This window comes from Cedecea davisae DSM 4568 (assembly GCF_000412335.2).
GTDB lineage: Bacteria > Pseudomonadota > Gammaproteobacteria > Enterobacterales > Enterobacteriaceae > Cedecea > Cedecea davisae.
Window position 1 is genome coordinate 3,047,519 of the sequence record NZ_KE161030.1, and the last position, 24,371, is coordinate 3,071,889.

Genomic DNA, 24,371 nt, shown 5'->3' on the forward strand with positions numbered 1-24,371 from the left:
TTTCCGATCGAAATTTTCGCTTTTACCTGCGAACAAACAAGTTTGAAACGTTCAAAGCATTGGAAGGAATAAACAAATGAATGCAAATGCGGGGAGTATTTTCACTCTGGAGGGAGGAGTCTCGAGAAAATGCGAAAACAACAGAAGGTGGAGGGCATTCCCCGCGCTCTCCGCGTCCTTAACAAACGCATAGAGAGAGCGGGGAAACAGAGCGGTTATGCGGCTTTAGCAGCCAGCTCGGTTTCAGGGCGTTTCAGGAAGGCGTAAGACAGGCCCGCCACCAGCGTACCGGCGATAATCGCCAGCAGATAACCCAGCACCGGCGTGATTGCGCCAGGAATAAGCAGCACGAACAGGCCGCCGTGCGGCGCCATCAGCTTCGCGCCTACCGCCATGGAGAGTGCCCCGGTCAGCGCGCCGCCGATGATACAGCAAGGCAGAACGCGCATCGGGTCACGGGCGGCAAACGGGATCGCCCCTTCGGTAATAAAGCACAGGCCGAGAACCAGAGCCGCTTTGCCCCCTTCCTGCTGCGCTTTATCAAACTTACGGCGCGCAACCAGAGTCGCCAGGCCCAGCGCCAGAGGTGGCACCATGCCCGCAGCCATAATCGCCGCCATCGGCGCGTAGGTTTGCGTACTTAACAGCCCAACGCCGAAGGCATAAGCCGCTTTGTTCACCGGGCCACCCATGTCGGTACACATCATCCCGCCAAGAATAGCGCCCAGCAGTACCGCGTTAGCGGTGCCCATGGTTTGCAGCCAGTGCGTCAGGCCAGCAAGGATTTTGGCAACCGGGGTGCCGATCAGGTAGATCATCGCCAGGCCAACAACCAGGCTTGAGAACAGCGGAATGATCAGAATTGGCTTCAGCGCTTCCATGCTTGGCGGCAGCTTCAGCTTTGAGCTAATCAACTTCGCAATATAGCCCGCCAGGAAACCGGCGATGATCCCGCCGATAAAGCCGGAACCGGTGCTCACCGCCAGCATGCCGCCGATAAGACCCGGCGTCAGGCCAGGGCGGTCTGCGATGGAAAACGCGATATAGCCTGCAAGCACCGGCACCATCAGAGCGAAGGCAGAGCCGCCGCCGATTTGCATCAGCGCCGCAGCCAGGGTGCCTGGCTCTTTAAACGCCTGGATACCAAAGGCAAAGGAGAGCGCGATACACAGGCCGCCCGCCACCACCATCGGCAGCATGTAAGAAACCCCGGTCAACAGGTGACGGTAAGCCCCGGCGCTCTCTTTCTTGCCGGACTCCTGGCCCGCGCTCGCCTTGCCCACAGCTTCATAAGGTTTGGCTTCAGCCAGCGCTTTATCCAGTTCCTGAGAAGTTTTCTTCAGCGCAAGGCCGGTAGAGGTGCGGTACATCGGCTTACCGGCAAACTTCGCCAGATCCACTTCGATATCCGCCGCAACGATAACCAGATCTGCCGCAGCCACTTCTTCTGGCGTGATAGCGTTACCCGCGCCAACCGAGCCGCGAGTTTCAACCTTCACCCACCAGCCGCGTTTTTTGGCTTCGGTTTCAATCGCTTCCGCAGCCATAAAAGTATGCGCTACGCCTGTCGGGCAGGCTGTAACGGCTACAATACGTTTCGGGCCGCTGGCGGAAACCGCCTGGGCAGGAGCCGCAACAGCCGGAGCGGTATACGGCGTGGCTTTACCTTTGGCTTCGCTCAGGAACAGCTCAGGATGCTGAACCGCACGATCGATATCGCCGAGGAAAACTTTTTTACCGTTCAGCGCGTTGTCAGCAGGAACAGCATTCCCCACCACGATAGCCAGTTCGGCATCGTTTGGGTTGTCGATAATGTCGAGATGCGCTTTTTGCGCAGCGGCACCGAGCAGCGTCTTCGCGAGATATGCGCGCGCCTGGCCCAGCCCCGGCTCAATAATTAACAGCGTTTTCATTGCCTGTCTCCTGCTGTCAGTGGAAAGGTTTCAGGTCGACACGAGCCATCATGGCGGCCAGTTGTGTGCGATCGGTAATGCCGACATTGCTCTGGCTAACGGCCAGGGCAGCAACGGCGGTGGCAAGACGTAGAGTGTGTTCGCTGGACTCGCGCATCAGCAGGCCGTAAATCAGGCCACCAACCATTGAGTCGCCCGCGCCCACGGTGCTAACCACTTCGCAAGACGGCGGCCGCGCAATCCATTCCCCGGAGGCGTTAACCCACAGCGCGCCTTCCGCACCCAGCGAAATAACAACGTGGGCAATGCCCTGCTCGCGCAGCGCGTGAGCGGCTTCAATAACATCTTTAAGTTCTGGCAGCTTGCGGCCAGCCCAGATTTCCAGCTCGCGACGGTTTGGTTTTACCAGCCACGGCGCAGCTTTCAGCCCGGCCACTAAGGCCTCGCGGCTGCTGTCGAAGATGATGCACGGGCACTGGCTGCGCAGGCGAGTCATCCAGTCGGTGAACGCCTCAGGGGAAACGCCTGCCGGCAGGCTGCCGCTAACACAAACCATATCGAACTGGCCCAGCCAGCTCAGGGAGTCCGCCACAAAGCGTTCCCAGTCCGCGCCGGTCACTTCAAACCCGGAGAAGTTGAGGTCGGTCACTTCGCCATCTTTTTCGGTCAGCTTGACGTTAATACGGGTGCGGCCCTGTACCACCTGGAAGCGGTTAGCTATGCCCAACTCGCTGAACAGCTGCTGAAAACCGTCCTGGTTATCTTTACCGAGGAAACCGCCAACGGTGACGTCGATACCGAGATCTTTCAGGACTTTGGCAACGTTAATCCCTTTACCTGCGGCATGCAGGCCGGTGGTGCGAACGAGGTTAACTTCGCCGCGCTCAATCTCCGGGCAAAAGCCCACCAGATCGTAGGCCGGGTTCAGGGTAATAGTGGCTACACGTCTGGTCATTACGCGCCCTCCCCGAGACCGGCAGCGATGGCATCGCCAATCGCCTTCAGCGCCTGTTCAGCATCTTCACCCTGGGCGGTGAAGCGCAGGCGGTGGCCCTTCTTAACGCCGAGTGCAACAACTTTCATCAGGCTGCGTCCATTTGCCGGTTTTCCGGTTCCATCAAGGTTTGTCACGGTTATTTCGCTATTAAATTGTTTAATGGTGTTGACCAGCGCCGTACCCGGGCGGGCGTGCAGGCCGTGTTCATTGCGCACGGTGAATTCAGCGCTCAGCGCCTCTTCGGCCGGAGCCTCATCGCTGGTCAGCAGCGTCAGCAAAGTTGGCGCATCGGCGCTTAACAGTTTGTCGGCGCGATTGCCAATCAGCATATCGCTCAGGCGGTTCAGCACCTGAAGCGGCTGCTCGTCGGCAACGGCGACGGTCATCAGCAGCGAGACCGGCTGGCCTTGAGCTTCGAAAGTCGCCGCCGGGCGGCTAACGGCGACCGCGCTGGCAAGGTTGCCTTCTGCGCTGTCGTTCAGCCAGATGCCCTGCCCGAGGTAGAGCGGCTTTCCGGAAATGACATTGCTGACAAAGGCTGCATCTGCCGCGCCAGCCTGCTTGAGGCGGCCAGCGTTTAGCGCCTGCAGCGTTATCAGGTCGCTGGCGTCAACGTTCAGCGCCAGCAGGCTGTTGTCCAGCAGCAGGGCCGTGGACTGTTTTTCGCCCATTAGCAGCGCGCGTAACTCTTCCGCGCCGGTGGCCGACTTCAGCTGTTCAGCAACTTCATCGTCGCTCAGCACATGGGTCAGCTGGCGCAGCAGGCCGAGGTGTTCGTCGGAGCTGGCGGCAATACCGATGGCGACGTACGCCGTCTGGCCTTCGCCCCACTCTACGCCGTCAGGAAACTGGAACACCTGAACGCCGGTCTTCAGCACCAGGTCGCGGGTGTCGGTGGTGCCGTGCGGGATAGCAATCCCGTTGCCAAGGTAGGTAGAGGTTTGCTGCTCGCGGGCCAGCATACCGTTCACATAGCCTTCACCGACATTACCGGCCTGCACCAGGGCAGCGGCAACCAGGCGGATGGCCTCTTCTTTACTCCCGGCGGATTTACCGGGATGAATATCCTGCACAGATAACTGGAACATAAATCTCCTCTCTCGCTGAATTGAAACGATTCAGCTTTTCTGAGAAAAAATACGTCATCTCCGGGTGGCGGGATGCCTAAGATGACGCTGAAACGTTTCAAGGAGTGTTGCGCTAAATCGGCTTTCTGTGCAACATTTCTCGCATTTCAGCTTTCTAAATTTAGAGCTTCAGCACATTTTCATTTTAGCAGACGACAAAGTTCAGCGCCTGAACCGACGGTAATGGTTCGGCATCAGCAAACTTCAGCTTTTACAAACGAGCGATCACCCGGACGGGTGTTAATGAGGTTTGATGAATTATTTGTGCTGGCCGTCCGACATCCTGCGAGGGTAAATCTGTTTATTTAAGGGTAACGGGCGTACACTCCGCGCATTCTTTTTCCTGCCGCCCGATAGCATGCAAAACGCTCCCGTTACCGCCGCCCGTAAGCCTCTTGATTTCACTTCATCCGCGTTTCTGATAGTCGCATTTTTGACCGGCATCGCCGGTGCGCTGCAAACGCCGACCTTAAGCCTGTTTTTGACCGATGAAGTTCATGTCCGCCCCGCGCTGGTAGGTTTTTTCTTCACCGGCAGCGCGGTGATAGGCATTCTGGTCAGCCAATTTCTCGCCGGGCGTTCTGACCGCAAAGGCGACCGCAAAAAGCTCATTTTTGCCTGTTGCCTGCTGGGCGCCCTGGGCTGCGTGCTGTTCGCCTGGAACCGTAACTACTTTGTTCTGCTGTTCGTTGGCGTGTTTTTGAGCAGCTTTGGCTCCACGGCCAACCCGCAGATGTTTGCTCTCGCCCGCGAGCACGCCGACCACACCGGGCGCGAGGCGGTCATGTTCAGCTCTATCCTGCGCGCTCAGGTCTCTCTCGCCTGGGTTATCGGGCCGCCAATTGCCTATGCGCTGGCGATGGGGTTCGGGTTTGAAGTGATGTACCTGAGCGCCGCTTTTGCCTTTGTGATTTGCAGCGCGATGGTCTGGCTGTTTCTGCCGTCAATGCGTAAAGAGCCGGTGGTAAAAACAACCGCCACCCTGGAAGCGCCCCGCAGCAACCGCCGCGATGCGCTGCTGCTGTTCACCGCATGCACCATGATGTGGGGCTGTAACAGCCTGTATATCATCAATATGCCGCTCTATATTATTAACGAACTGCATCTGCCGGAGAAGCTGGCCGGCGTAATGATGGGCACAGCCGCCGGGCTGGAAATCCCGACTATGCTGATTGCCGGGTACTACGCAAAACGGCTGGGAAAACGCTTCCTGATGCGGGTAGCTATCGGCGCGGGACTGCTGTTTTACATCGGCATGCTGACGCTGCATAACCAATATATGCTGCTTGGGCTACAGCTGCTGAACGCTATCTTTATCGGCATTCTCGCCGGGATCGGCATGATCTATTTCCAGGATTTGATGCCGGGCCAGGCCGGTGCGGCAACCACGTTGTACACCAATACTACGCGCGTTGGCTGGATAATTGCCGGTTCTATGGCAGGTGTAGTGGCGGAAATCTGGAACTATCACAGCGTATTTTTCATCGCGCTGGGGATGATTGCGATTAGCGTTTATTGCATGGCGCGCATCAAGGATATTTAAGGCGCGGTGGCGGCCTCGAGGTCAATCAGCCAGGTAATAGCCTGCTCGCGCGTACTGCCGCACATGTCGGCCGCGGGCTGAAGGCCGCCGCAAACTTTAGGCCGCAGAGGCGAGCCAAACAGCTTACAGCGCAGCCGCTCGTCGAGCTGAACGCAGGGCGTGTTGGCGGGCTTGCCTAACATATAATTATTCACTGTTTAAAATTCACATTCCTGCTGTTAGCATCAGGTCCATCTGATCAATCAATACCATCCGAAGGGAATCACACTTAATGAAACCTAAGCTGTATTCGTACGTGCGTTTTTCATCTGTGAAACAACGGGAAGGCAACTCCCTGGAGCGTCAGCAAGATACCGCTCTAAAAATTGCGACCCGTTATAATCTCGAACTTGATACAACGGCTTTCCATGATCTCGGCATGTCCGCGTTCAAAGGAAAAAATGCTCATGAAGGGAAGCTATCGGAGTTCATCAAGCAGATTGGGGTTAAAGTTCCCGTTGGTTCGTGGCTGGTAGTCGAAAATCTTGACCGCATTAGTCGTGATGATGCCTGGAGCGCTTTGGATATATTCAAGAGCATACTTAGCAAGGGGATAGTCGTTGTTACTGGTATGGATGAAAAGGTCTATAAGTACGCGGACGTAAAGAATAATCCAACCGATTTAATCATTTCGTTGTTGATGTTCACACGCGCCCACGACGAATCGTTGACAAAAAAGAATCGGGTTGAAGCCCAGGCTCGTTCGCTGATACGACACAACCTGACAAGAGAACCGGGAACACCAGCAAAAGCCATAGAATCAGTAGGTCAGAATGTCTGGTGGGTAGACACAAAATCAGGATACGTTACCCCACACTCCATTTATTTTGCCGCAGCGCAGAAGATTATCGAACTAAAACAAAACGGTGAAACTCTTCTTGGTATCCAACGATATCTTAACGAACACTACACTGCCCCTAAAAAGAGGGTTTATAAAGACAAGACAGGTCAAGCGCTGACACCCAAAACGGAGCAATGGGGCAAACATTTGATCAGAACCTTTTTGAATCCCACTGTTCACGGACAAAAAATCTTCACGCTGGATAAACGCGATGAATCAGGTGCCATCATATACGATTCCGAATCAGATGAACCGTTGAAAGAAACATTCATTATTCCGGATTACTATCCAGCACTTATGTCGGAAGTAGACTACTTGACACTTTCGAAGTTAGATCGACATCGTGCTGTCACTCGTAGTTCATCAACATATCCAGGAGGTAATCCTGAACCTGAAATACCGCTACTCTCAGGTATCGGTATTCTTTTTTGCGGTAAATGTGGATCTTTCATGTTCAAATCTGGTTCAAGTGAAAACAAGTACCGATATATATGTGGTTCAAAAATCGTTCAGGGTAAACCTTGCGGTAAAAAAGGGTTTACGTCATACCAACTTGAGCACACTGTTTTACAACTAATCGCTGATCACGTCTGGAACAACCACCAAGAGGATAAAACAGCATGGTACGAATCTGAGATTGAAAAGGCATCTGAAGCGGTTAAGAAGCTGCTAAAACTAGCAACTTTGACAGACAACATCGAAGAATTGGCAGATCAGATTAATGCCAATAAACAAAAAAAAATTACGCTTGAGAAAGAATTTCAACAGTACAAAATCAGCCGTTCAGAAATTCAAACTACTGGCTGGGATCAATTCCGACATTTCGATGTTCATGACACAAAGAATCCTGAGCGTAAGCGGATTAGACTGAAGGTAAAGCAAGCTATCAAACGTATTGATTGTTATGACATTGATGGTCGGCACAGTCATTTTGAAGTGACCTTCGCCGACGAAACAAAGCAGAGAATAGTGATTAAGTTTAATCGCAACAGATCACCTGGTATTTCGTATGTAGAGGCACAAACAGTAAACGATCATGACTTACTAAAAATGCAGGGACTTGTGTTGCACTCCTTCATTGATGAACTGATTTCACCTGAAAAATTTGCGCAGCATATTAAAGACAAACACGAAGTCAGCATTCTAAACCCGACATTTATAACCGAGCTGGAGGATGGCGTAACCCGAGACGAAGACAGTGGAATGGCTATCAGGGTAGATGGCATTACGAGCAAATCATATGCAACTGTCAACGGCATTAAGTACGAGATTAACTCACTGGAAGACTTAGAGAAACTTTCACAGTAAATAACACGCTAAATCACTCTCCCCTTGCCTACCTGACAAGGGGAAAGCAACCAAACCGTCCCCCAGAAACCATTCCATACCAAAGCCCCGTAAAACTTTATACCGAGCGTTTTAGAGCAAGGGTTCAAATTACATCGTATTCATTATGTCTACGAACTGTGCGAGTTGCACCGCTTCTTATCGAAACACCTCTATGGTTGCCGGAAACCCCGCACAAAGTAGATGGTTATGTCTTTCAATCGCAGTATTCAAGACTAAGCGCAGCCCCGCCCCACATTAGCATCAAGCATATGAACCATACAAAAACCCTGTAAATACAATCGACTTAGTAACAATCCCCTCTCTTCCTCTCATGTTAATTGATCGTTTTTATAGATCAATTAAGCAATATTGATAGATTTTATAGATCGATGTAAGATCATGATTCTTCGGTTGGTGTTTCTCGTAAACAAGACTCATGGAATGAATACTCTGTCCACGATGGAGTGAGAACGATAGAAGGCATCCAGAATGACTATCCTTATAAAAACCTTAAAAATCATGGCGTCAGGTGTTGTTTTCGTTTCAGGTATAACCACCGCCACCAGTACCGTCTATTTCTTGCCAGAGGCAAAATCAGCAGGTGTCGCAAGCAGCGACAAAAACGCCCTGATGTTTCTCGGGATGGACAGGGATGTAAATCTGAAGGGGATATGCTTCGCGATGACAAAGCAATCCTCATCAATCGTTCCGCTGGTAGATATCACTGCTACAACTGATAACGGCAGATTCACGATGCACGGACTGCGCCCAAAGAATAACGACGATACGAAGGAATTGGTCTGTTCTCTTGGTTCAGAAGCCGGGGATTTCTTGACGGGCATTTCGAAGTCAACAGTCGTTAACGTGAAGCTGGATTTCAACGGCGAGATCCGCAGTTACAGCTTCAACACTACAGAGTTCGGAAAGATATTGACTACCAATGGGCAAGACGTGTGGGAAGAAGCAGCTAAAGGCTACGCTCAGGGAGTACGTGCCCCCGTTTTCTATGGAAGCGGCAGCGAGGCCCCCAAAAACAATAAAGTAACCTCAAATGTCGATACACCCAGTTATGAAGCAAGCGATGAGAAACTTAATGCTGTCTGGAAAAGACTTAGTCCTGAAACACGAAAACGTTTACTCCCTTCTCAAAGAGAATGGATAAAGCAAAAATCCGCCTGCAATAATGAGCAGAAATGTCTTATCGACATGACGAACAATCGCATTCGTGAACTGGAATCTGAACATGGAAAATAATGCGCTGGCTTTGGTTTTAAAAAACGATTGGGTAGCTTTATCTTCTTCTAATGCCTATACAGGAAAATACACGGTCGGACGATTTCACCTGACAGATACGTTTATCATTGAGTATATGAAGTTGATACATGAAATCGAAATACCTGATTCATGGGTCAGTAGCAGTTTCACTAACATACCAGATACCGATACCCGTAGGGTTATGTATATGGAAGGCTGCGATATGTTATCGAAAGAAACAATGAACGAAATTCGTAATACGGTGAAGTCCCCAACAGACAATATGAAAATACACCGCAATGGCAATCATGTTACCAAAATAGAATTCATGGAAGAACGAAATGAAATCACCCTATGAACGTTATATTAAAATAGCAGTCATAACCGTCGCAATAGCCTACGGCATCAATCTCCTTTACGGGCTGACGCCCCCCCCATATCAGCCTAAAACCCCCGAAGTGAAGGCCAAGGTAAATGCTGATACCGTAACTCAGCAACAACCTGAGCAACCATCCAAACCATCGATAATCGATATACTTCCGCGAATGTATACAACAGGGGAAGTTTATGCGCGGTTTGAACAACATGAATTCAGGGCAACAAATGACTTCAAAAAATGTCAGTTAATGGTAACAGGAAAAATAACTGGTATCGGTACTGTTACTTTCAGAAAAAATCCTGTAGTAACATTGGGTATTCCCGGTTCAGATGAAGGCCTGAAGTTCATATTTGAAGATACGAATTACAATAACGATAAAGTTGCTGCATTGAATATTGGGGATCTGATTATAATCGCCGGGAAGAATGCACGACCAGGAACCTTTGGTGGTATCTTTCTTGATGACTCGAAGATAATGACTGATATGATTTCAAAGAAGAAACGACAAATTTTGGTTGTCAATGGTGGCGTTTACGACCGGGAAATTTGCCAGAAGTAGCGTTGTCCTTGCCCTTGAAATGGAGGGGGAGAATCCCCTCCATCACCCCTTCAACAGGTATTGGCGCAAGCAGGAATCGAGTTTGAAGGGAGCTGCATTGCAAATTGTTTTGCGAAGCATCGCCAGTAAGATGGTACTCGAATTGTGCTTCATAACATTAAAGCAGGGCCTGCCCTGCAAAATGACCAATCCCCATAGACAAAAGCATAGCCATGGTACTCCAGAACGTAATTCTTATGATCGCCCTGACAGGAGAGGCTTTACTCAAAACCGAAGATATATAGCCAAGGACTGCCAGTGAAAAAAGGGTGGAAAGGATTATCAACAAAAAAGCCAGTTTCAGAGGGGAGAGCCATGCCACGATTAAGGGTAACACCGCACCAGCGGAAAAACTCAGGGCAGAAAAGACAGCTGCCTGTAGGGGCTGTGCAGAATTTATATCCGTCAACCCCAGTTCTTCACGGGCATGAGCATCCAGGGCATCTTTGACCATAAGTTGCTCCGCAACCTGCCGGGCAAGCTCTGGCTCCAGTCCACGTTGCATATAAAGTGAAGTCAGTTCCCGCACCTCTCCCTGATAATCAGTTTCCAGCTCCCTTTTTTCCTGGGCAAGTGCTGCGTTTTCGGTATCCGCCTGAGATGAGACGGAAACATATTCCCCTGTAGCCATTGACATAGCTCCGGCAACCAGTCCTGCAACACCTGCAAGTAAAACACCGGAAGGACTGCTATTTGCAGATGCAACCCCAAGAACAAGGCTCGCTGTCGAAACAATTCCGTCATTTGCCCCCAGTACAGCTGCCCTCAGCCATCCCACTTTTTCGATACTATGTCGTTCAAGATGCATATATTTTTTCCTTCAAATACGCATACTCATCGGAATTACGGATAAATAGAAAATGCATTGACGGATAAATGCGCGGTTATAGTCTGTTTTAGCCAACCATTACAGGGCATCTTATCCATCATAAACCTACAGCACTATTCGGTAACGGGATTTTTCCTTTGGCTACGAACGGTGAGGAAGATATGCAGCAACCCCATCGCACCATGTGCCCAGAAATAGGTTTCAATAAATACAGTCAGAAACTTATGCACATGCAGGACGGTTTCTGTCAGCACAGGTGACGTGCCAAGAGCAGTATTGAGAGCAAACCAGAATCCACCACATAATGCAACGCCCAATAGTGCAAGTACACCAAGCCCCTGAACCAGAGCAGCAATCCCACCAGCATGAGCTTCAGGAAGACGGAATGATATCAGCATTTTGATATCTTCAACCACACCTCGAAAATCAAGGACCACCCAGGCAAAATAGTAACGAAATCCTCGTTGTGTCAGCATCCATGCAAGCATGACAAACCCAAGGACAATCAGTGATAATCCAGTGATAACATGGAACCATGTTACGAACCCAGTGAGAGTATAGTCACTAAGCGCATCGCTTTCGGTAAGGTTTGAATTAATAATCTGCAATAAAATCAATACAGCTACGATGATATGCAGCACACGTAGAAATGGTGTGTTTTTGTGAGGAAGAGCATTACGTAAATTTTCGTTCATAATTTAGCCACTTTTTTTAAGGTTGGTTGACCACTCAATATTATGCCTTTTTATTAATGATAACCTTAACTTCTCAAAACCAAGATGCACTCAGTAATATCCAAACCATGTTCAAAGGCCCAGTACTCGACAGGTAAATTCAGGTTCCTGAGTGGTTCTTATCGTCGCCAGATAGCCACGAAACAACGCAATGCTGTACAGAATGCTTATATCTGAACGCTTGAAATTCCAAAAGCGACGTGGATCGTACGGCACTTAATCCGACGACCGATGAAGAGTGCAGCCATGACAAAATCCATTCACCAAGCCACATTAGGTGACGTCGGAAATGATCTTCTTACGGCAAAGCACATGGCTTAGAATCCCTGTTCCAGCCTCGAAGAGGATACTGATGATTTATTTGCCGGAAAAAAGCATCTTCATGAGGGTCTCATACCGATGATGAAGACATTACGGGCATCAGTGTGTTAATCAACGGGGAGCAGGTCAATAACTTTTGGTATACTAACTGACTCCAAATATCAAAATTGATGATACAGGTTTTCATGAGAAAGCAACTGGCACACTTATTATGATTCCTTTATCATCATTTCAACGATAACTGCCCCACGGTTCCCATGCTTTTCTGAACGCGAAAAAAACGGAACACTATTTATGAAATATAACCACCTGTTGTCAGATATCGCGCTGTTGTGTTTCCCCCTGTTGGCATTAATGTTGAGCTTTTTCAACCAGAACGCTCAATGGGGGATCAATTCAACAATTGTGTTGATCTTATCCACTCTTCCTTCGTTATTGTTAACAAGTTATGAGATGGTTAAATCTTTGCTCAAACACCAGGTTGGGGTTGATGTCCTTGCGATTATTTCAATGTCTGGTGCACTTTGGATGGGAGAGTCGGCAACGGCAGCAGTGATTGCCGCTATGACCGCCACAGGCAGATTGCTTGAAAGCTATGCTCAGGGCCGTGCCGAACGAGAAATGACCTCTCTGCTTTCTAAAGCACCTCGTTCAGCGAATAGACTTCTTAAAAACGATATTCAGGTTATCCCCGTAGAATCTATTCAGCCCGGTGATTTGCTCTTAGTTAAGCCGGGAGAAACTATTCCTGTAGACGGTCCACTGGTGAGTGCGAGCGCTGTCTTGAACGAATCCTCAATTACCGGAGAATCATTACCCGCCCCCCGGAAGGCTGGTGCACTGATGCTTAGTGGTGCAATTAATGCGGGAGATGCCCTGAAAATGTATGCAGCCCGTTCAGCAAAAGACAGCACGCTTCAGGGTATTATCCGTGTGGTAGAGCAGGCCAGTCAGTCACGTGCGTCAACAGTACGACTGGCAGACCGTTATGCCGTCTGGTTTATCCCCTTTGCCCTTGGCATTGCTCTACTGGCATGGGCCGTGAGTAACGAACCCGTTCGCGCATTGGCTGTGCTGGTTGTCGCAACCCCCTGTCCACTTTTACTGGCTGTACCGGTGGCGTTGGTCTCCGGCATTTCCCGCTCTGCACAGAGAGGGGTACTAATTAAAGGAAGTGCCGCACTGGAGCAACTGGCTCGGGCAGATCACCTATTTTTTGACAAAACAGGGACCCTGACAGGGGGGACTGCAAAACTGACGTCGATTCAGAGCCTTAATCCACATTATACGCAGCAGGATTTACTCAGGCTGGCAGCAAGTCTGGATCAGTTTTCCTGTCACATTATCGCCAGCGCTATTTTACAGGAGGCACATGAACAAGGCTTAGGCTCTTTACCAATACCGGAATCAGTGCAGGAAGTGGCCGGAGCGGGTCTGACAGGAAAAATCAACGATCAGCAAGTATGTATTGGTACATTGGATTTTGTTCTGAGCCACGCCAGAAGTGGTAGCTGGTTTGAGTCCGCACGTCAGCGCTTGTTCATTGAAAATGTGACGGTAGTTGCGATCGCAATTGATGCGGAGTTGGTCGGCTGGCTATTGCTCTCTGATCAGTTACGGCTGGAAACACCAAGAGCTTTGCGCATGTTGCGAAAAGCCGGTGTGCGCGAGATAGTTATGCTGACAGGGGACAGGCAGGAAGTGGCGGACAGTATTGGTACAGGCCTTGGTGTCGATCGTGTTCTGGCTGAACTGACCCCGGAGATGAAACTGGCGCATATATTAGATGCCTCAGACTCTTTTTGCACGATGATGGTTGGTGACGGGGTAAATGATGCCCCGGCACTTGCAGCAGCTGGGGTCGGAGTCGCAATGGGGGCAAGGGGAACCGCTGCGGCAGCAGAAAGTGCTGATATCGTACTGCTGACAGATCAGTTAGACCGATTGGTTGATGCCAGACAAATAGCCAGACTTTCCATGCGTATCGCCACACAAAGTGTCTTGCTCGGAATGGGGTTATGTTGCATAGCTATGGTTATTGCAGCCCTTGGTATGTTACCACCGTTTGAAGGTGCACTTTTACAGGAATTCATTGATCTCCTGGCTATTCTCTCAGCTTTACGGGTGCTGACCTGTCGGGTTACACGCCCACTAGACAAGGCTATAAGTAACCAACAGCTTGAAACATTGAGAAACGAGCACAAGCATTTACAACCTGTTCTTCAATGTTTGGCTGAAGTTGCTGCACGTTTCCCCCTAGCAGATCAGGAAGAGCAACGTATGCTCCTTAAGGAGCTGCATGAACAACTGGTCCAGAAGATCCTGTCTCATGAGCAACAGGATGAACAAGATCTGTACCCTTCATTATCGACAATGCTGGTCGGCGATGACCCCCTTGCTGCTTTGTATCGTAGCCACAAGGAAATATATCAGGAAGTAAGGAAGTTAGGTCGACTCAGTGAACTCCTGCAGAACACAGATGTTTCAGCTGATATTATTCGTGATGTACAACGTTCCTTGTATGGGCTTGAGGCTATTCTGCAGCTACATTTTGCTCAGGAAGAAGAGTTATACAACAGTCTTCAGGCTTAAATCTTATCCACATATCCATGGTGATCCTGCAGATCTCACTATAGGTGTCTTTAACTCCTATTGAAGTGGCATACCGATGAAATGCCAGAATTTATATACAATAAGTAGTTTTATTACCGTTAGGTTTGTTCAACTTTTCCAGGATTCCAAACATACAGCCTAGTGTGTATAAAACGAAATAAGTACCTATGTACTTCATGACCAACAAACAAAACACAGACTGACGCGTGACCACCAAATATAATTTGGCCCCCTGAATCCACCCCGCGCAACACCAATAGGTACTTAACTTATGTTGAGGCAACAAACTAAAATATGTAGCATTGATAATGCATGTTTGTTACCCCAACATTTTTATATGTATTTTGCAGATAAGATAACGTTGTGAAATTTCCTCACCAGTGCATAGCTATCTGCTTGATTACAGGCACGTGTATCATGTCAGTTCAGGGATATCTTTCCAGCATATCTACCTTCACCGAATAATTCCCGGTCTCAGTCAACACCTAGTTTATTGTGGTATTTTCTCATCAGACTGCCTAGTTTCTGTGCTGCAATTTTCCCGGCGTCAAGACCTTCCTTCTCAGCGGTACTTTCAACGGCAGTTACCTCATCAATTAGAAGTGACATGCCTGCAACATACGTTTCCCTGTCATACCCTTCTACAGGGCTGTTCAGGATGGACTCTGCTGTTGCTTTCAGTTCCCGCATATCTTTCCTGAAGGATGTAACGTCCTCCTCCTTAAGTGCTGCGCGGTAGCTTTTATTCATCATCTTCATGGCATGTTCAACACCGTCAGAACCAGCCATTACACAGGGGGATAAAAGAAGAGTGGCTCCTATCACAACAGTACGCATAATTTTTCTCATAATAGCCTCCATATTGTTTACTCTCGTTTTCACAGTCAGAAGGGGTAATATTGCGCAAAAAAATAATCCCTTCCCAATCTTCTCAAAAAACAGCAGCATTCATATTATTTTTCAGGATTATTTGCCCCCGCAACCAGGACTATTATCACCTTTAAAATAAGGGTCAACATGTGTCATAACATTTAAAACATGATGATTATCTAAAACTGATTTCCTGGCCAAAACAGCAATGTCATGTCCTACTTTCACTGATAAATCACCATCAATTTCCAGATGAACATCAACAACAACAAGGTCCCCCATTTTTCTGGTCTTGAGGTCATGGATGCCTTCGACCCCAGGCGTGGACAATAATGTTGTTTTTATACTATTTTCAGTTTCAATATCCACGGCCCTGTCCATCAAGTCATGAAGCGAATCTGACATAAATGAATATCCCATTCTGGTCACAATCAGTCCCACAACCAGTGCAGCTACCGGATCAAGCAATTTAAACCCTGATAAACTACCAATAATACCAATAGCCACCACCAAAGATGAGGCGGCATCAGAGCGGGCATGCCAGGCATTGGCAACCAGCATAGTGGATTTTACTCGGGTTGCTACTGCCAGCATATAGCGAAAAAGAAGCTCTTTGATAACCAGTGCGGCTAAGGCCACCCACAGAGCAACAATATGTACCTGAGGAATATCATCTGGTTGTTGCATTTTATTTGCTGCTGACCATAACATCCCGATGCCAACAATGAATAAAATTGTCCCCAGAATTAATGATGCACCATTTTCATAACGATGATGCCCGTAGTGATGGTCATCATCGGGATTTTTTTTACTTTTATGATTAGCAATAAGCACCACAAAGTCTGAAACTAAATCAGACAGAGAATGGATACCATCCGCAATAAGCCCCTGAGATCCGGAAAATACGCCAGTAATCACTTGCCCGGATGTCAGAAAACAATTAACAAGCACACTAACCCATGTGCTTTTACGGGCCGCGAGGAAACGCTCATGAGAACTAATATCAATATCATCCGTAAGTTTGTTTACCTGCACCTGAAACTCCTAATAACAGCATCTACAGTTAATACTAAGCAGCCAATACTACCCGGCCAAGTTCAGTTTTGGTATATGAAATTTTGAGGTACTGTGGTGAAAATATAAAAATGGTGAGATTTATTCCTGTAAAGACCGCGCCATGGTGGCGATAACATTTATTTATCATAACGCCTGAACATTAATTTATTCTGAACAGAAGAGAGAAGAAAAGTTGACAGTTATCACAACTATACACTTACGCCCAGTGTGGATGGGTTCAACAAACTAAAATTGCAAACCCGATTAACTGAGGAATTGAGCGCTCTCGAAGAGGAGTTGCTTTCGGGTAGCTGTCAACCATTGCAAAATGGTAAACAACATCCTTTGGGTCCCCAACTGTGTGGCCACTGTAGTGACTGTGGTGGGTGATAGAACTGGTCACATTGATGCCAGACTTTTTCGTGCCGCATGTATGGCACACTGAATTTGATTAAGACCTGCTGAAATGAAACCGGAGTGCTTCAGCTACAGAAACTGACCAAATCGTATACCCCAAGCAAGATCTGAATACCATCCGAACAATATCTCTTTTAGGTATACCTGATAAAGACCATGACACACAGTATCAATAGGGTTAAATTTGACTCTATTGACAATAAAAACACGCACTGTATCATATGGGTATCAATTTAATACTCAAAAGAGAATGCATAATGAATGTCCGTATCTATTGCCGTGCATCTACCGAAGGCCAACATGCTGATCGTGCATTAGTTAGCCTGCGCGAATTTGCGCAAAGCAAAAACTGGCAAGTAGCCGGAGAATACATTGAGAATGCCAGCGGTGCGAAGCTGGAACGTGTGGAACTGATGCACCTACTTGCCGAAGCACGGCCTGGCGATTTGCTTCTAATTGAAGCGATTGACCGTCTCAGTCGTCTTCAACATGAAGAATGGGCTGAACTCAAAGCTACGCTGAACAGTAAAGGACTGGTTATTGTTTCGATGGATTTGCCAACAAGCTGGCAGATGGTTGAAATGTCTGGTAACGACCTTACTAGCGGCATTCTTCGGGCAGTCAATGCTATGCTGATCGATATCCTTGCGACAATGGCACGACAAGATTATGAAACCCGCCGTAAACGCCAGGCACAGGGGATCGAGAGAGCAAAACTGGCAGGTTTGTATACGGGGAAAGAAAAAGATATGGAAGCCCGTGAAACTGTTCGCGAAATGCTGGCGCAGAATGTTAAACCAGCCCACATCATGAAAGCGGCAGGTATCAGCCGCGCCACCTTTTACCGAATCAAGAAAGAGCTTTTGTGTTAAAAACGGACTTGATAACAGTATTTGCTGCCCATATGTCCTGACTTTGAAACGCTCATATTATAATTAAGGATATCCCATGGTAGGTAACTTATTCTTCAAAGGTGTTGATGAAAAAATAGGCAGACAAAAACAAGAGCAGATTGAAGAAAAAGAAACGTTAGCCCAGGAACGAGAACGCTTATCGGAAATTATTGAATCTCTCGTACCAGAAGTTGAAACGTACAAAAATGGTTTACTTGAAAGAGGAATCCACGCTGAAATTTCTACATCTGCACGGCATATAAGCTTCAATATGAAGTATAAAGACGGCGGGAAGCATGAACTTTTATTATCAGAAACTGAGCGATTTGATGGCCGCTATTCGATAACGACATTTTCTACAAACGATAATGGTCGTACTTTTAGTTCTACAAACGGTGCATCTTATAGTTCAACTACTTGGTCGAATGATGATTTCTTTAAAGCTTTAGAACGGCATATCAATTATTTCTTGTTCTATGCGAATCGTCATGGTGGTCTTTAAACAACGACCGTTGTATAACAAGCCTCGCTGAAGTGCGAGGCTTTATTTTATCCATACCGATGCTCGATTTCGATAACACCAACACATTCATCAAACCAGCAACAGTCAAATACTTTCATATATTCAGTCTAAACTGTTGTAAAATTTATCAATAGTCTGACTTTGACAAATTCATTTAATCTAATTCGTAATTTTACTTTTCAAATTAGGTTATGAATGCATCAAATCCAATTCAACCTGTGGCAGATCAAAAAAACAACCATACCTAAAATTATAATCAAAAATATTTTTAATGTATTTGGAAATTTATCTTTCCAAAAAGTTAAGGATAACTGTTCCTCAATCCATCGCTTCTCCAATTCACTGTAAAATTTATAGTGAGCATACCAATTACTACCACAAATTTGTTTAGTAATTGTGCTATTATCAAAATCTTGCATCAGAACTTCAAGTTCCTGAATATACTTAGCTGAATCTGGCTGGCTCTCTGATTTTGCATCGTAATACAGTCGTTCAATCTTTCTGAAGATGTCAGTTTGCCTTTTCCCCGCCTCTTCATATTTACTTTTATCACCATCATAGAAATTAATGTATAGGCTACCAATGCTCAGAATAATAAAAATTGCAGAAATATTCTTAGAACTCATTTCATCCATATAAAGACCAAGAACAGATACTGCGAGTGATATTATGCCAATCCAGCCAGGAAGCTTACTTACAATGTCAAATGTTGCAAAGGTTTTCTTTGCTCCGAACCCAACGTTGTATCCAGCAGAAGCAATATGATTCAGCAAGTCATTTTTTAGCATGTTTTTCACTCAATTGGAATGTCGATAGTAGCCTGGGCAATTACTATATGATTCTTAACGATATAACACCACACCTTATGACTACCTCTGAACTTTGTATGTTCAGTATGGGTAGTTTGACCTAAAATTATTTGACCTCGAATTTCATCACGTTCTTCAGCCTCTTTACCTCTATTCAATACTTTCCAGTATATGTCATAAGGTTCAGGAATCAGATCTAAACTTGCTTGATTGATCGAGAATGATAAAGTCTTATTAGGAGGTAACCAAGGTCGAGCTATATCCGAAAGGTAAGCTCTAATCGAGCGTTCCCTATACCCACTTTCTTTGACAATACAGTTTACTTCAAGTGGATATCTAATATCGACATCATCAAATTTTTCATCCGTAAATTCTTCCGTATTACGCCATGTGCGGGCAAAATATGATTCATTAACGAAATTATCTGACCCCAGCCCCAGAGAGTCTTGCATTTCCGTTGCTGCTTTAGGAAAAGTAAGTCCGAAAACTTCCCGCCAAAGTTCATGACATTTCTTTGTATAGCCATTCTCGTACGCGTCAATCGCTTGCGTGCATAGTTTGAAGGCACGTTTTGATTGTCGCTGGAAATTTTTGTAGACCTTAACCCTTTGTCCACTGCCTATTGCAGCATAGTGTTCATGAACGTCTTCTTTTTGCAAAAAATCAAAAAAGTCACGGCACATGAAACCATAACTAACCATTCCAGTTTCATCATAATCATCGGTTTGTTTAAGGAACCTCCATGCTAACGTGTCAATAAGAAGTCCTCCCATGTCTACTGTATTTCTGTTTTTCCAAGCTCGCAACATGCGACAAAGATTATGGAGATTACGACTTTTGTTATTTCGGAAATTCCTCATTTCGGTAATTTCCATACGAGGTTTAGTTACCCGCCACCCACCATTACCATTGTCAGCTTTCGTATCAGGGTATTTAAAATGATCTCCGTCAGCAAAGACTGGTTGCACCTCTATATGGAAAGAGTCAAAAACAATCTGCACTACTAATCGATCAACCTTGACTTCTTGCTGCGAAAAGGTTTGTTTTAAAGCATCTTTTACATCACGAAGTAAACGTCGTTGAGGATTCAAACCTACTTGATAAGCCTCCCACAACCCTGAAGGCATAATGTACAGCATATCTAAATCTGACGTTTTGCTGACCGCCGTACGACGACCTGCTGAACCAACCTTCAGTCGATTATTGAAACCGTTTTCAGTTTCCCGAAACCTTATGTTAAGCCTTCTTGTGGCATTTTTATAATGTGTTGCAATTGCCGTCATTCGTTCATTAGGTATTTTCAAATTGTCCAGGAAAATACGAAACATCTCTGCTGTTTGCATCTAATTATCCTTAACTGTCCAGAGGTTACACAATGTGCTGGTACTAACGCTAGTAATCACACCTTTTCATTACTTTCGTAAAATCAAGCACTTTTGAAGCCTGCATTTTAGAAAGCTTTAGAAGGCATACGGAGGCTAATGCTAATACAAAAAGTGTGTTTTTCATCCTTTTTCACACAATTACATAATCTCGAATAAAATACTAATTATATCAATAGACTACACATTGCATAGAGAACTAAAGAAGGTCTTGACCGAGCAAGGAAGGTAGGTAAAAGTTAGGCGGTTGCAACAGATATTCGTAAGCGACTTCTGGAAGCCAATATGAAGAGGTCTCAGCCAAGCAAAAAGTGGGATTAAGTCTTCCTACGATCAAAGGGAACTGGAACATGCATCAAGAATGACGGGCACGTTCCAACAACCCAAAAACAAGACCGCGAGCGAAGCGAGTTCCGTCAAGCGAAGCGAAGACGGATAGTTAGCGTTGATTAAAAAACATACGGAAATGTACTGTTTTTTCTATATATAAAATATAAATATTATAAACAGTACATAGTACACAGACACTCACTACGTTCGTGTCCCTCGCTTCGCTCGGAATTTTGAAGGAATGTATTATTCTATAAGCAAAGCAACTATAGTTGAACTATCATGCATCTGACCGAAGCATAAAGTTAACCAGCTACAAATTATGCCTTAAAACGCTCTGAGCGAGACTGTAAGCGATTTTCATGATATGGGTAATGCGATTGCATACCTTGGAAAGAAAAACGCGCTACGGGCTTCCTGTGCGATATTTACGAATTTAGTGCTTTACGACTCAATTTTGATGTTGAGTACATGCGTGTTCCCTTCCCTGTTTGCGCTTTACCACGTTCTTTTGCCAGGTAAGAAAGCCAGAATACCGGACCTTCGAGTGATGAAGGATGTTCACGATGAATGACGTAGTGATCGGGATAGTCTCTAGTGGCTTTAGACAAGTTTACCAGCGTTGCTTTACCACCTTTCAGTTTCATCCAGATTTCCGTAATAATACCAGCAATCCCTCTTTCATATACTCGTAAGCGAGTTCAGGAAGCGAGGAGCAGAGGTCTTAGCCAGTCAAAAGCGGCTGCTGGAATTAGGGTTGAGTCTTCCGACCATCAAACGGAACTGGAACCTACAGCAAGCCTGATGCAGCCACTCCCAGCGACTTCGCAAACATAGGAGGCAGCTCTGCGTTATACTGAAAAATAGCGTGACACTACTCACAAATCATAAACGTATTCATGAGAAACTAAAACCAATCAGTTATAATGAAAGGTTTATCAAACAAACATTGAAAACCGCTCTAAAACAGCCTGTATGAAGCTATAAGAGGTTTAAATCACGCAGGTAATGCGAACGTACTACCGCCCCCTTAGAAAGGCTTAGAATGTGTTACAGGAAGAATTTGTATTTTCTGTTCAAACTGACCTACACGAAAGATTTTGCCACCTGCGTTAATTACTCTCTTTCATTCTGAGCTTAGACGTTGAAAAGATCCTCTGCCCTTCCCCAGATGAAAACTTACCGCTGTTTTTCGCGAGGTACGATATACGCTCAACAAAATCCACAAGACTATCGTGATCACCCCTTACAATAGAGTATCGACTATTCTCGGCTAAATGCACGCGACTGATATTGTCTGTTAATTCATCCCAAAGCTCACTTATCAACCCAATCATGCCTGTGTTACCAAAGCCAGCAGTTTGAACCTGGAAGTAAGGTAATGCAATCCAGCAGTGGTAATGAACCTGATTAGCAGCTTTTTTTTCTCGAACCCAGCCATAAGCAAATTTTTTGATCGGCTGTTCATTCCACGCCTTCTTTTTGAAACGACCTCTCAGCCGCTCAAAAAGATTACTCACTAAGACATTACTTTCCGTAACGTGCATCCCTTCCGGCACTGATAAGTCAAATCGGAAAGCAAAAATCTTACTGTAGTGCGATTGCATAGCCTGTAACTGCTTAATGAATGCATCAATGATTTCTTTTCTGATCGGATGATAACCTTTCTTCATCGAATCATAGTTCAAACGGTATATAAGCCCATCAAGCACATATTCAGAGCTATGGATAAGTGAGTAACGGCCATCATCACGATGGTTGGTTATTTTTTGAACGACAGGAAAAAGCAGATCTACGGACATATAACTAACACCACATAACAGATATTAATAATAACCAGTATGAGGGAGAGAATCCCAAGGAGGACCAAGCCCTACAGCCACTGGCATAAATGCGGTGTTAGTAGACAAATAGAAACTCCGAAAAGTTTCCACAGCAAATTTTTATTACTATACACCATCAAATTATTTATGGCAACAACTTCATGATGAGGTCAGCTTTTCAAGATGAATCAAGTAACCCATAGCCTCATCACGATTTGTATGGCACATATCGAGTGAAGGGCGCAGATTGCTACACACCTTGGGGCGGTGGATTGACCCAAAGATGTTGCATAAATTATCTTCCGATAACTGCACACATCTTACATTTGCTGGCTTGCCTTGTGGCATCCCGGGAATAGGGCTTGATATAGAAGGAGCAATGCAACAGGCCCCACAGTCGATTCGGCATTCCATCAGGACCTCTTAAATTCTTTGTCTTCGAATAAAACATTAACACACTGTCACAATCGGAGCGATAGCATGTAACCCAGAACTATTCCCCTATAAAATGAGCGATTTTCCTCTTAGATGGGTTAATGTTCCTTTAAAAATATGAAACATATGCTGTAAAATCCACCAGTTACACCGCCCTAGCTTACGATGAATTAAGCCCCTCGTTTTACAAGGAGTTACCATGAGCTTTTACATTAAGAAAAGCATTCGAGTCGGACCGATGAGATTTAACCTATCCAAATCAGGAGTCGGTGCATCTATTGGTATAAAAGGACTGAGGTTTGGTACTGGCCCAAGAGGAAATTACATCCACATCGGTGCTGGCGGAGTCTATTATCGTGCTTCGCTTTCACCAAGCCTGGTCCCACAGAACAGAAAGAAAGTTCAACATGTACCAGACCACTCCCCAATAGAACATGACACTACACATGCACCTCTCGAGGAAATCAAGTCATCCCATATCTCGGAAATCGTTGATTCAAGTTCCCGAGAACTGCTTGAAGAGTTGAACAACAAACGTAAGAAGTCACAAATATGGCCCCTGGTCATGTGCCTTTCGATTGCGCTGTTACTTTACGGTTTTTCACAGACATGGCCTGATTGGTGCCTCGCTATAGGCTTTATCGTAGGGGTAGCAATCTCTGTTTTTGCTTACATGTACGATCAGCTAAGAAAGACTACTGTTCTTTTTTATGACTTTGATGATCAAATGATGGCATGTTACCAGCAACTTCATGAAAGTGGAGCCAAGCTCGCAAGCTGCTCAAAAGTATGGCATATAGAAGCTTCTGGAGCCGTTTATGACCCCAAGTATCATGCCGGAGCTGGTAACTTACTACGTAGAAAAGTCACCTCAATCAGCAAATCAAAGCCTCCCTTTGTTAAAACAAATATTGAGACGATTGCTATCAATGTCGGTCGCCAAACATTGCATTTTTTTCCAGATAGAGTACTGGTTTATGACCGTGAAGGTGTAGGCGCTGTTGGTTATAACCAGCTATTCGTTAATGTAGATGATAGTCGATTCATTGAGAGCGAAGGTGTACCTGGAGATGCCATAGTCGTTGGCAGGACATGGAAGTATGTGAACAAGTCTGGAGGCCCAGACAGAAGATTTAAAGACAATTCAGAACTTCCTATATGTCTTTATGAAAACCTTTCGTTTACAAGTCATTCTGGGCTAAATGAGTTATTACAACTGTCTAAAACTGGCTATGGAGAAAGCTTTTCACATTCAATTGAAACACTTAGCAAAAAAGTCATTTCTGCTTAGCTATGTCATTTTTTATACTGAGAAT

General features: G+C 46.2%; 21 protein-coding genes and 2 pseudogenes. 9 read left to right on the top strand and 14 right to left on the bottom strand.

What is annotated here, in order from left to right:
* Positions 1–215: 215 nt before the first annotated feature.
* Genes fruA through fruB form a run of 3 tightly spaced genes read right to left on the bottom strand, consistent with a single transcriptional unit; the run spans position 216 to position 3,998 of the window.
* On the bottom strand, positions 216–1,913 hold the full coding sequence (gene fruA / locus HMPREF0201_RS13860; RefSeq protein WP_016537352.1) for a PTS fructose transporter subunit IIBC: 1,698 nt from the start codon (positions 1,911–1,913) through the stop codon (positions 216–218).
* Between the two features lie 16 nt (positions 1,914–1,929).
* Positions 1,930–2,868: a 1-phosphofructokinase gene (gene fruK / locus HMPREF0201_RS13865; RefSeq protein ID WP_016537353.1), complete on the bottom strand. Its 939-nt coding sequence runs from the start codon at positions 2,866–2,868 to the stop codon at positions 1,930–1,932.
* On the bottom strand, positions 2,868–3,998 hold the full coding sequence (gene fruB, locus HMPREF0201_RS13870; protein ID WP_016537354.1) for a fused PTS fructose transporter subunit IIA/HPr protein: 1,131 nt from the start codon (positions 3,996–3,998) through the stop codon (positions 2,868–2,870). The genes fruK and fruB overlap by 1 nt, the downstream gene beginning before the upstream one ends.
* A gap of 397 nt (positions 3,999–4,395) precedes the next feature.
* Here fruB and setB point away from each other — a divergent pair, with 397 nt between their 5' ends.
* Positions 4,396–5,580 carry a sugar efflux transporter SetB gene (setB, locus tag HMPREF0201_RS13875; RefSeq protein WP_016537356.1) on the top strand — a complete coding sequence of 395 codons (1,185 nt, stop codon included), beginning with the start codon at positions 4,396–4,398 and terminating at the stop codon, positions 5,578–5,580.
* Here the strand turns inward: setB and HMPREF0201_RS13880 are convergent.
* Positions 5,577–5,756: pseudogene (locus HMPREF0201_RS13880) on the bottom strand (Fe-S-cluster oxidoreductase); the annotation flags it as partial. The gene setB and the pseudogene HMPREF0201_RS13880 overlap by 4 nt on opposite strands.
* A 95-nt stretch (positions 5,757–5,851) precedes the next feature.
* Between HMPREF0201_RS13880 and HMPREF0201_RS13885 the strand changes: the two are divergent.
* The 4 genes from HMPREF0201_RS13885 (at position 5,852) to HMPREF0201_RS13900 (ending at position 9,981) form a co-directional block, all read left to right on the top strand.
* The gene (locus HMPREF0201_RS13885) at positions 5,852–7,768 is read left to right on the top strand and encodes a recombinase family protein (RefSeq protein WP_004864803.1); all 1,917 of its coding nucleotides are present in this window, start codon (positions 5,852–5,854) and stop codon (positions 7,766–7,768) included.
* A gap of 510 nt (positions 7,769–8,278) precedes the next feature.
* Positions 8,279–9,043 (top strand): lysozyme inhibitor LprI family protein, encoded by a 765-nt coding sequence (locus tag HMPREF0201_RS13890; protein ID WP_016537358.1) that lies wholly within the window; start codon positions 8,279–8,281, stop codon positions 9,041–9,043.
* Positions 9,033–9,401: a hypothetical protein gene (locus tag HMPREF0201_RS13895; RefSeq protein ID WP_000429602.1), complete on the top strand. Its 369-nt coding sequence runs from the start codon at positions 9,033–9,035 to the stop codon at positions 9,399–9,401. Before HMPREF0201_RS13890 ends, HMPREF0201_RS13895 begins: the two co-directional genes overlap by 11 nt.
* The gene (locus tag HMPREF0201_RS13900) at positions 9,385–9,981 is read left to right on the top strand and encodes a hypothetical protein (protein ID WP_016537359.1); all 597 of its coding nucleotides are present in this window, start codon (positions 9,385–9,387) and stop codon (positions 9,979–9,981) included. The genes HMPREF0201_RS13895 and HMPREF0201_RS13900 overlap by 17 nt, the downstream gene beginning before the upstream one ends.
* Before the next feature lie 157 nt (positions 9,982–10,138).
* On the opposite strand, the gene HMPREF0201_RS13905 is transcribed toward HMPREF0201_RS13900, so the two are convergent.
* The 3 genes and pseudogenes from HMPREF0201_RS13905 to HMPREF0201_RS23385 form a co-directional block, all read right to left on the bottom strand.
* Positions 10,139–10,828, bottom strand: a complete 690-nt coding sequence (locus HMPREF0201_RS13905) for a VIT1/CCC1 transporter family protein (RefSeq protein WP_000549951.1) — start codon at positions 10,826–10,828, stop codon at positions 10,139–10,141.
* Positions 10,829–10,962: 134 nt separating this feature from the next.
* Positions 10,963–11,544 carry a cytochrome b/b6 domain-containing protein gene (locus HMPREF0201_RS13910; RefSeq protein ID WP_001004932.1) on the bottom strand — a complete coding sequence of 194 codons (582 nt, stop codon included), beginning with the start codon at positions 11,542–11,544 and terminating at the stop codon, positions 10,963–10,965.
* 95 nt (positions 11,545–11,639) lie between these two features.
* Positions 11,640–11,870 (bottom strand): annotated as a pseudogene (locus HMPREF0201_RS23385) (IS3 family transposase); the annotation flags it as partial.
* Positions 11,871–12,198: 328 nt separating this feature from the next.
* Here HMPREF0201_RS23385 and HMPREF0201_RS13915 point away from each other — a divergent pair.
* Positions 12,199–14,496: a heavy metal translocating P-type ATPase gene (locus HMPREF0201_RS13915; RefSeq protein WP_016537360.1), complete on the top strand. Its 2,298-nt coding sequence runs from the start codon at positions 12,199–12,201 to the stop codon at positions 14,494–14,496.
* A gap of 495 nt (positions 14,497–14,991) precedes the next feature.
* Here the strand turns inward: HMPREF0201_RS13915 and HMPREF0201_RS13920 are convergent, their stop codons facing one another.
* Complete coding sequence (locus HMPREF0201_RS13920) at positions 14,992–15,465, bottom strand: cytochrome b562 (protein ID WP_000923859.1); 474 nt, start codon at positions 15,463–15,465, stop codon at positions 14,992–14,994.
* Positions 15,466–15,483: 18 nt separating this feature from the next.
* Positions 15,484–16,422 carry a cation diffusion facilitator family transporter gene (locus HMPREF0201_RS13925; protein WP_001198019.1) on the bottom strand — a complete coding sequence of 313 codons (939 nt, stop codon included), beginning with the start codon at positions 16,420–16,422 and terminating at the stop codon, positions 15,484–15,486.
* 695 nt (positions 16,423–17,117) lie between these two features.
* On the opposite strand from HMPREF0201_RS13925, the gene HMPREF0201_RS13930 reads away from it, so the two are divergent.
* Both HMPREF0201_RS13930 and HMPREF0201_RS13935 read left to right on the top strand, forming a co-directional pair.
* Positions 17,118–17,732 (top strand): recombinase family protein, encoded by a 615-nt coding sequence (locus HMPREF0201_RS13930; RefSeq protein WP_007890845.1) that lies wholly within the window; start codon positions 17,118–17,120, stop codon positions 17,730–17,732.
* A gap of 76 nt (positions 17,733–17,808) precedes the next feature.
* Complete coding sequence (locus HMPREF0201_RS13935) at positions 17,809–18,255, top strand: hypothetical protein (RefSeq protein ID WP_016537363.1); 447 nt, start codon at positions 17,809–17,811, stop codon at positions 18,253–18,255.
* 221 nt (positions 18,256–18,476) lie between these two features.
* Here the strand turns inward: HMPREF0201_RS13935 and HMPREF0201_RS13940 are convergent, their stop codons facing one another.
* From HMPREF0201_RS13940 to HMPREF0201_RS22610, 5 genes are all read right to left on the bottom strand, one after another.
* Complete coding sequence (locus HMPREF0201_RS13940) at positions 18,477–19,064, bottom strand: SLATT domain-containing protein (RefSeq protein ID WP_007890843.1); 588 nt, start codon at positions 19,062–19,064, stop codon at positions 18,477–18,479.
* A 5-nt stretch (positions 19,065–19,069) separates the two neighbouring features.
* Complete coding sequence (locus HMPREF0201_RS13945; protein ID WP_016537366.1) at positions 19,070–20,428, bottom strand: nucleotide-binding domain-containing protein; 1,359 nt, start codon at positions 20,426–20,428, stop codon at positions 19,070–19,072.
* Between the two features lie 797 nt (positions 20,429–21,225).
* The gene (locus HMPREF0201_RS22605; RefSeq protein WP_071704102.1) at positions 21,226–21,444 is read right to left on the bottom strand and encodes a hypothetical protein; all 219 of its coding nucleotides are present in this window, start codon (positions 21,442–21,444) and stop codon (positions 21,226–21,228) included.
* 465 nt (positions 21,445–21,909) lie between these two features.
* A complete protein-coding gene (locus tag HMPREF0201_RS13950) occupies positions 21,910–22,599 on the bottom strand; it encodes a YagK/YfjJ domain-containing protein (RefSeq protein WP_004864809.1) in 690 nt (229 codons plus the stop codon).
* A 180-nt stretch (positions 22,600–22,779) separates the two neighbouring features.
* Entirely contained in the window at positions 22,780–23,034 is a 255-nt protein-coding gene (locus HMPREF0201_RS22610) for a YkgJ family cysteine cluster protein (protein WP_004864811.1), read from the bottom strand.
* Positions 23,035–23,254: 220 nt separating this feature from the next.
* On the opposite strand from HMPREF0201_RS22610, the gene HMPREF0201_RS13955 reads away from it, so the two are divergent.
* Positions 23,255–24,346 carry a DUF4236 domain-containing protein gene (locus HMPREF0201_RS13955; protein ID WP_016537368.1) on the top strand — a complete coding sequence of 364 codons (1,092 nt, stop codon included), beginning with the start codon at positions 23,255–23,257 and terminating at the stop codon, positions 24,344–24,346.
* The last annotated feature ends 25 nt before the right edge of the window (positions 24,347–24,371 follow it).

Coding starts and splice junctions, on each gene's coding strand:
- fruA (WP_016537352.1), bottom strand. CDS start 1,913: ATGAAAACGCTGTTAATTATTGAGCCGGGGCTGGGCCAGGCGCGCGCA.
- fruK (WP_016537353.1), bottom strand. CDS start 2,868: ATGACCAGACGTGTAGCCACTATTACCCTGAACCCGGCCTACGATCTG.
- fruB (WP_016537354.1), bottom strand. CDS start 3,998: ATGTTCCAGTTATCTGTGCAGGATATTCATCCCGGTAAATCCGCCGGG.
- setB (WP_016537356.1), top strand. CDS start 4,396: ATGCAAAACGCTCCCGTTACCGCCGCCCGTAAGCCTCTTGATTTCACT.
- HMPREF0201_RS13885 (WP_004864803.1), top strand. CDS start 5,852: ATGAAACCTAAGCTGTATTCGTACGTGCGTTTTTCATCTGTGAAACAA.
- HMPREF0201_RS13890 (WP_016537358.1), top strand. CDS start 8,279: ATGACTATCCTTATAAAAACCTTAAAAATCATGGCGTCAGGTGTTGTT.
- HMPREF0201_RS13895 (WP_000429602.1), top strand. CDS start 9,033: ATGGAAAATAATGCGCTGGCTTTGGTTTTAAAAAACGATTGGGTAGCT.
- HMPREF0201_RS13900 (WP_016537359.1), top strand. CDS start 9,385: ATGAAATCACCCTATGAACGTTATATTAAAATAGCAGTCATAACCGTC.
- HMPREF0201_RS13905 (WP_000549951.1), bottom strand. CDS start 10,828: ATGCATCTTGAACGACATAGTATCGAAAAAGTGGGATGGCTGAGGGCA.
- HMPREF0201_RS13910 (WP_001004932.1), bottom strand. CDS start 11,544: ATGAACGAAAATTTACGTAATGCTCTTCCTCACAAAAACACACCATTT.
- HMPREF0201_RS13915 (WP_016537360.1), top strand. CDS start 12,199: ATGAAATATAACCACCTGTTGTCAGATATCGCGCTGTTGTGTTTCCCC.
- HMPREF0201_RS13920 (WP_000923859.1), bottom strand. CDS start 15,465: ATGCTGCTGTTTTTTGAGAAGATTGGGAAGGGATTATTTTTTTGCGCA.
- HMPREF0201_RS13930 (WP_007890845.1), top strand. CDS start 17,118: ATGAATGTCCGTATCTATTGCCGTGCATCTACCGAAGGCCAACATGCT.
- HMPREF0201_RS13935 (WP_016537363.1), top strand. CDS start 17,809: ATGGTAGGTAACTTATTCTTCAAAGGTGTTGATGAAAAAATAGGCAGA.
- HMPREF0201_RS13940 (WP_007890843.1), bottom strand. CDS start 19,064: ATGCTAAAAAATGACTTGCTGAATCATATTGCTTCTGCTGGATACAAC.
- HMPREF0201_RS13945 (WP_016537366.1), bottom strand. CDS start 20,428: ATGCAAACAGCAGAGATGTTTCGTATTTTCCTGGACAATTTGAAAATA.
- HMPREF0201_RS22605 (WP_071704102.1), bottom strand. CDS start 21,444: ATGAAACTGAAAGGTGGTAAAGCAACGCTGGTAAACTTGTCTAAAGCC.
- HMPREF0201_RS13950 (WP_004864809.1), bottom strand. CDS start 22,599: ATGTCCGTAGATCTGCTTTTTCCTGTCGTTCAAAAAATAACCAACCAT.
- HMPREF0201_RS22610 (WP_004864811.1), bottom strand. CDS start 23,034: ATGGAATGCCGAATCGACTGTGGGGCCTGTTGCATTGCTCCTTCTATA.
- HMPREF0201_RS13955 (WP_016537368.1), top strand. CDS start 23,255: ATGAGCTTTTACATTAAGAAAAGCATTCGAGTCGGACCGATGAGATTT.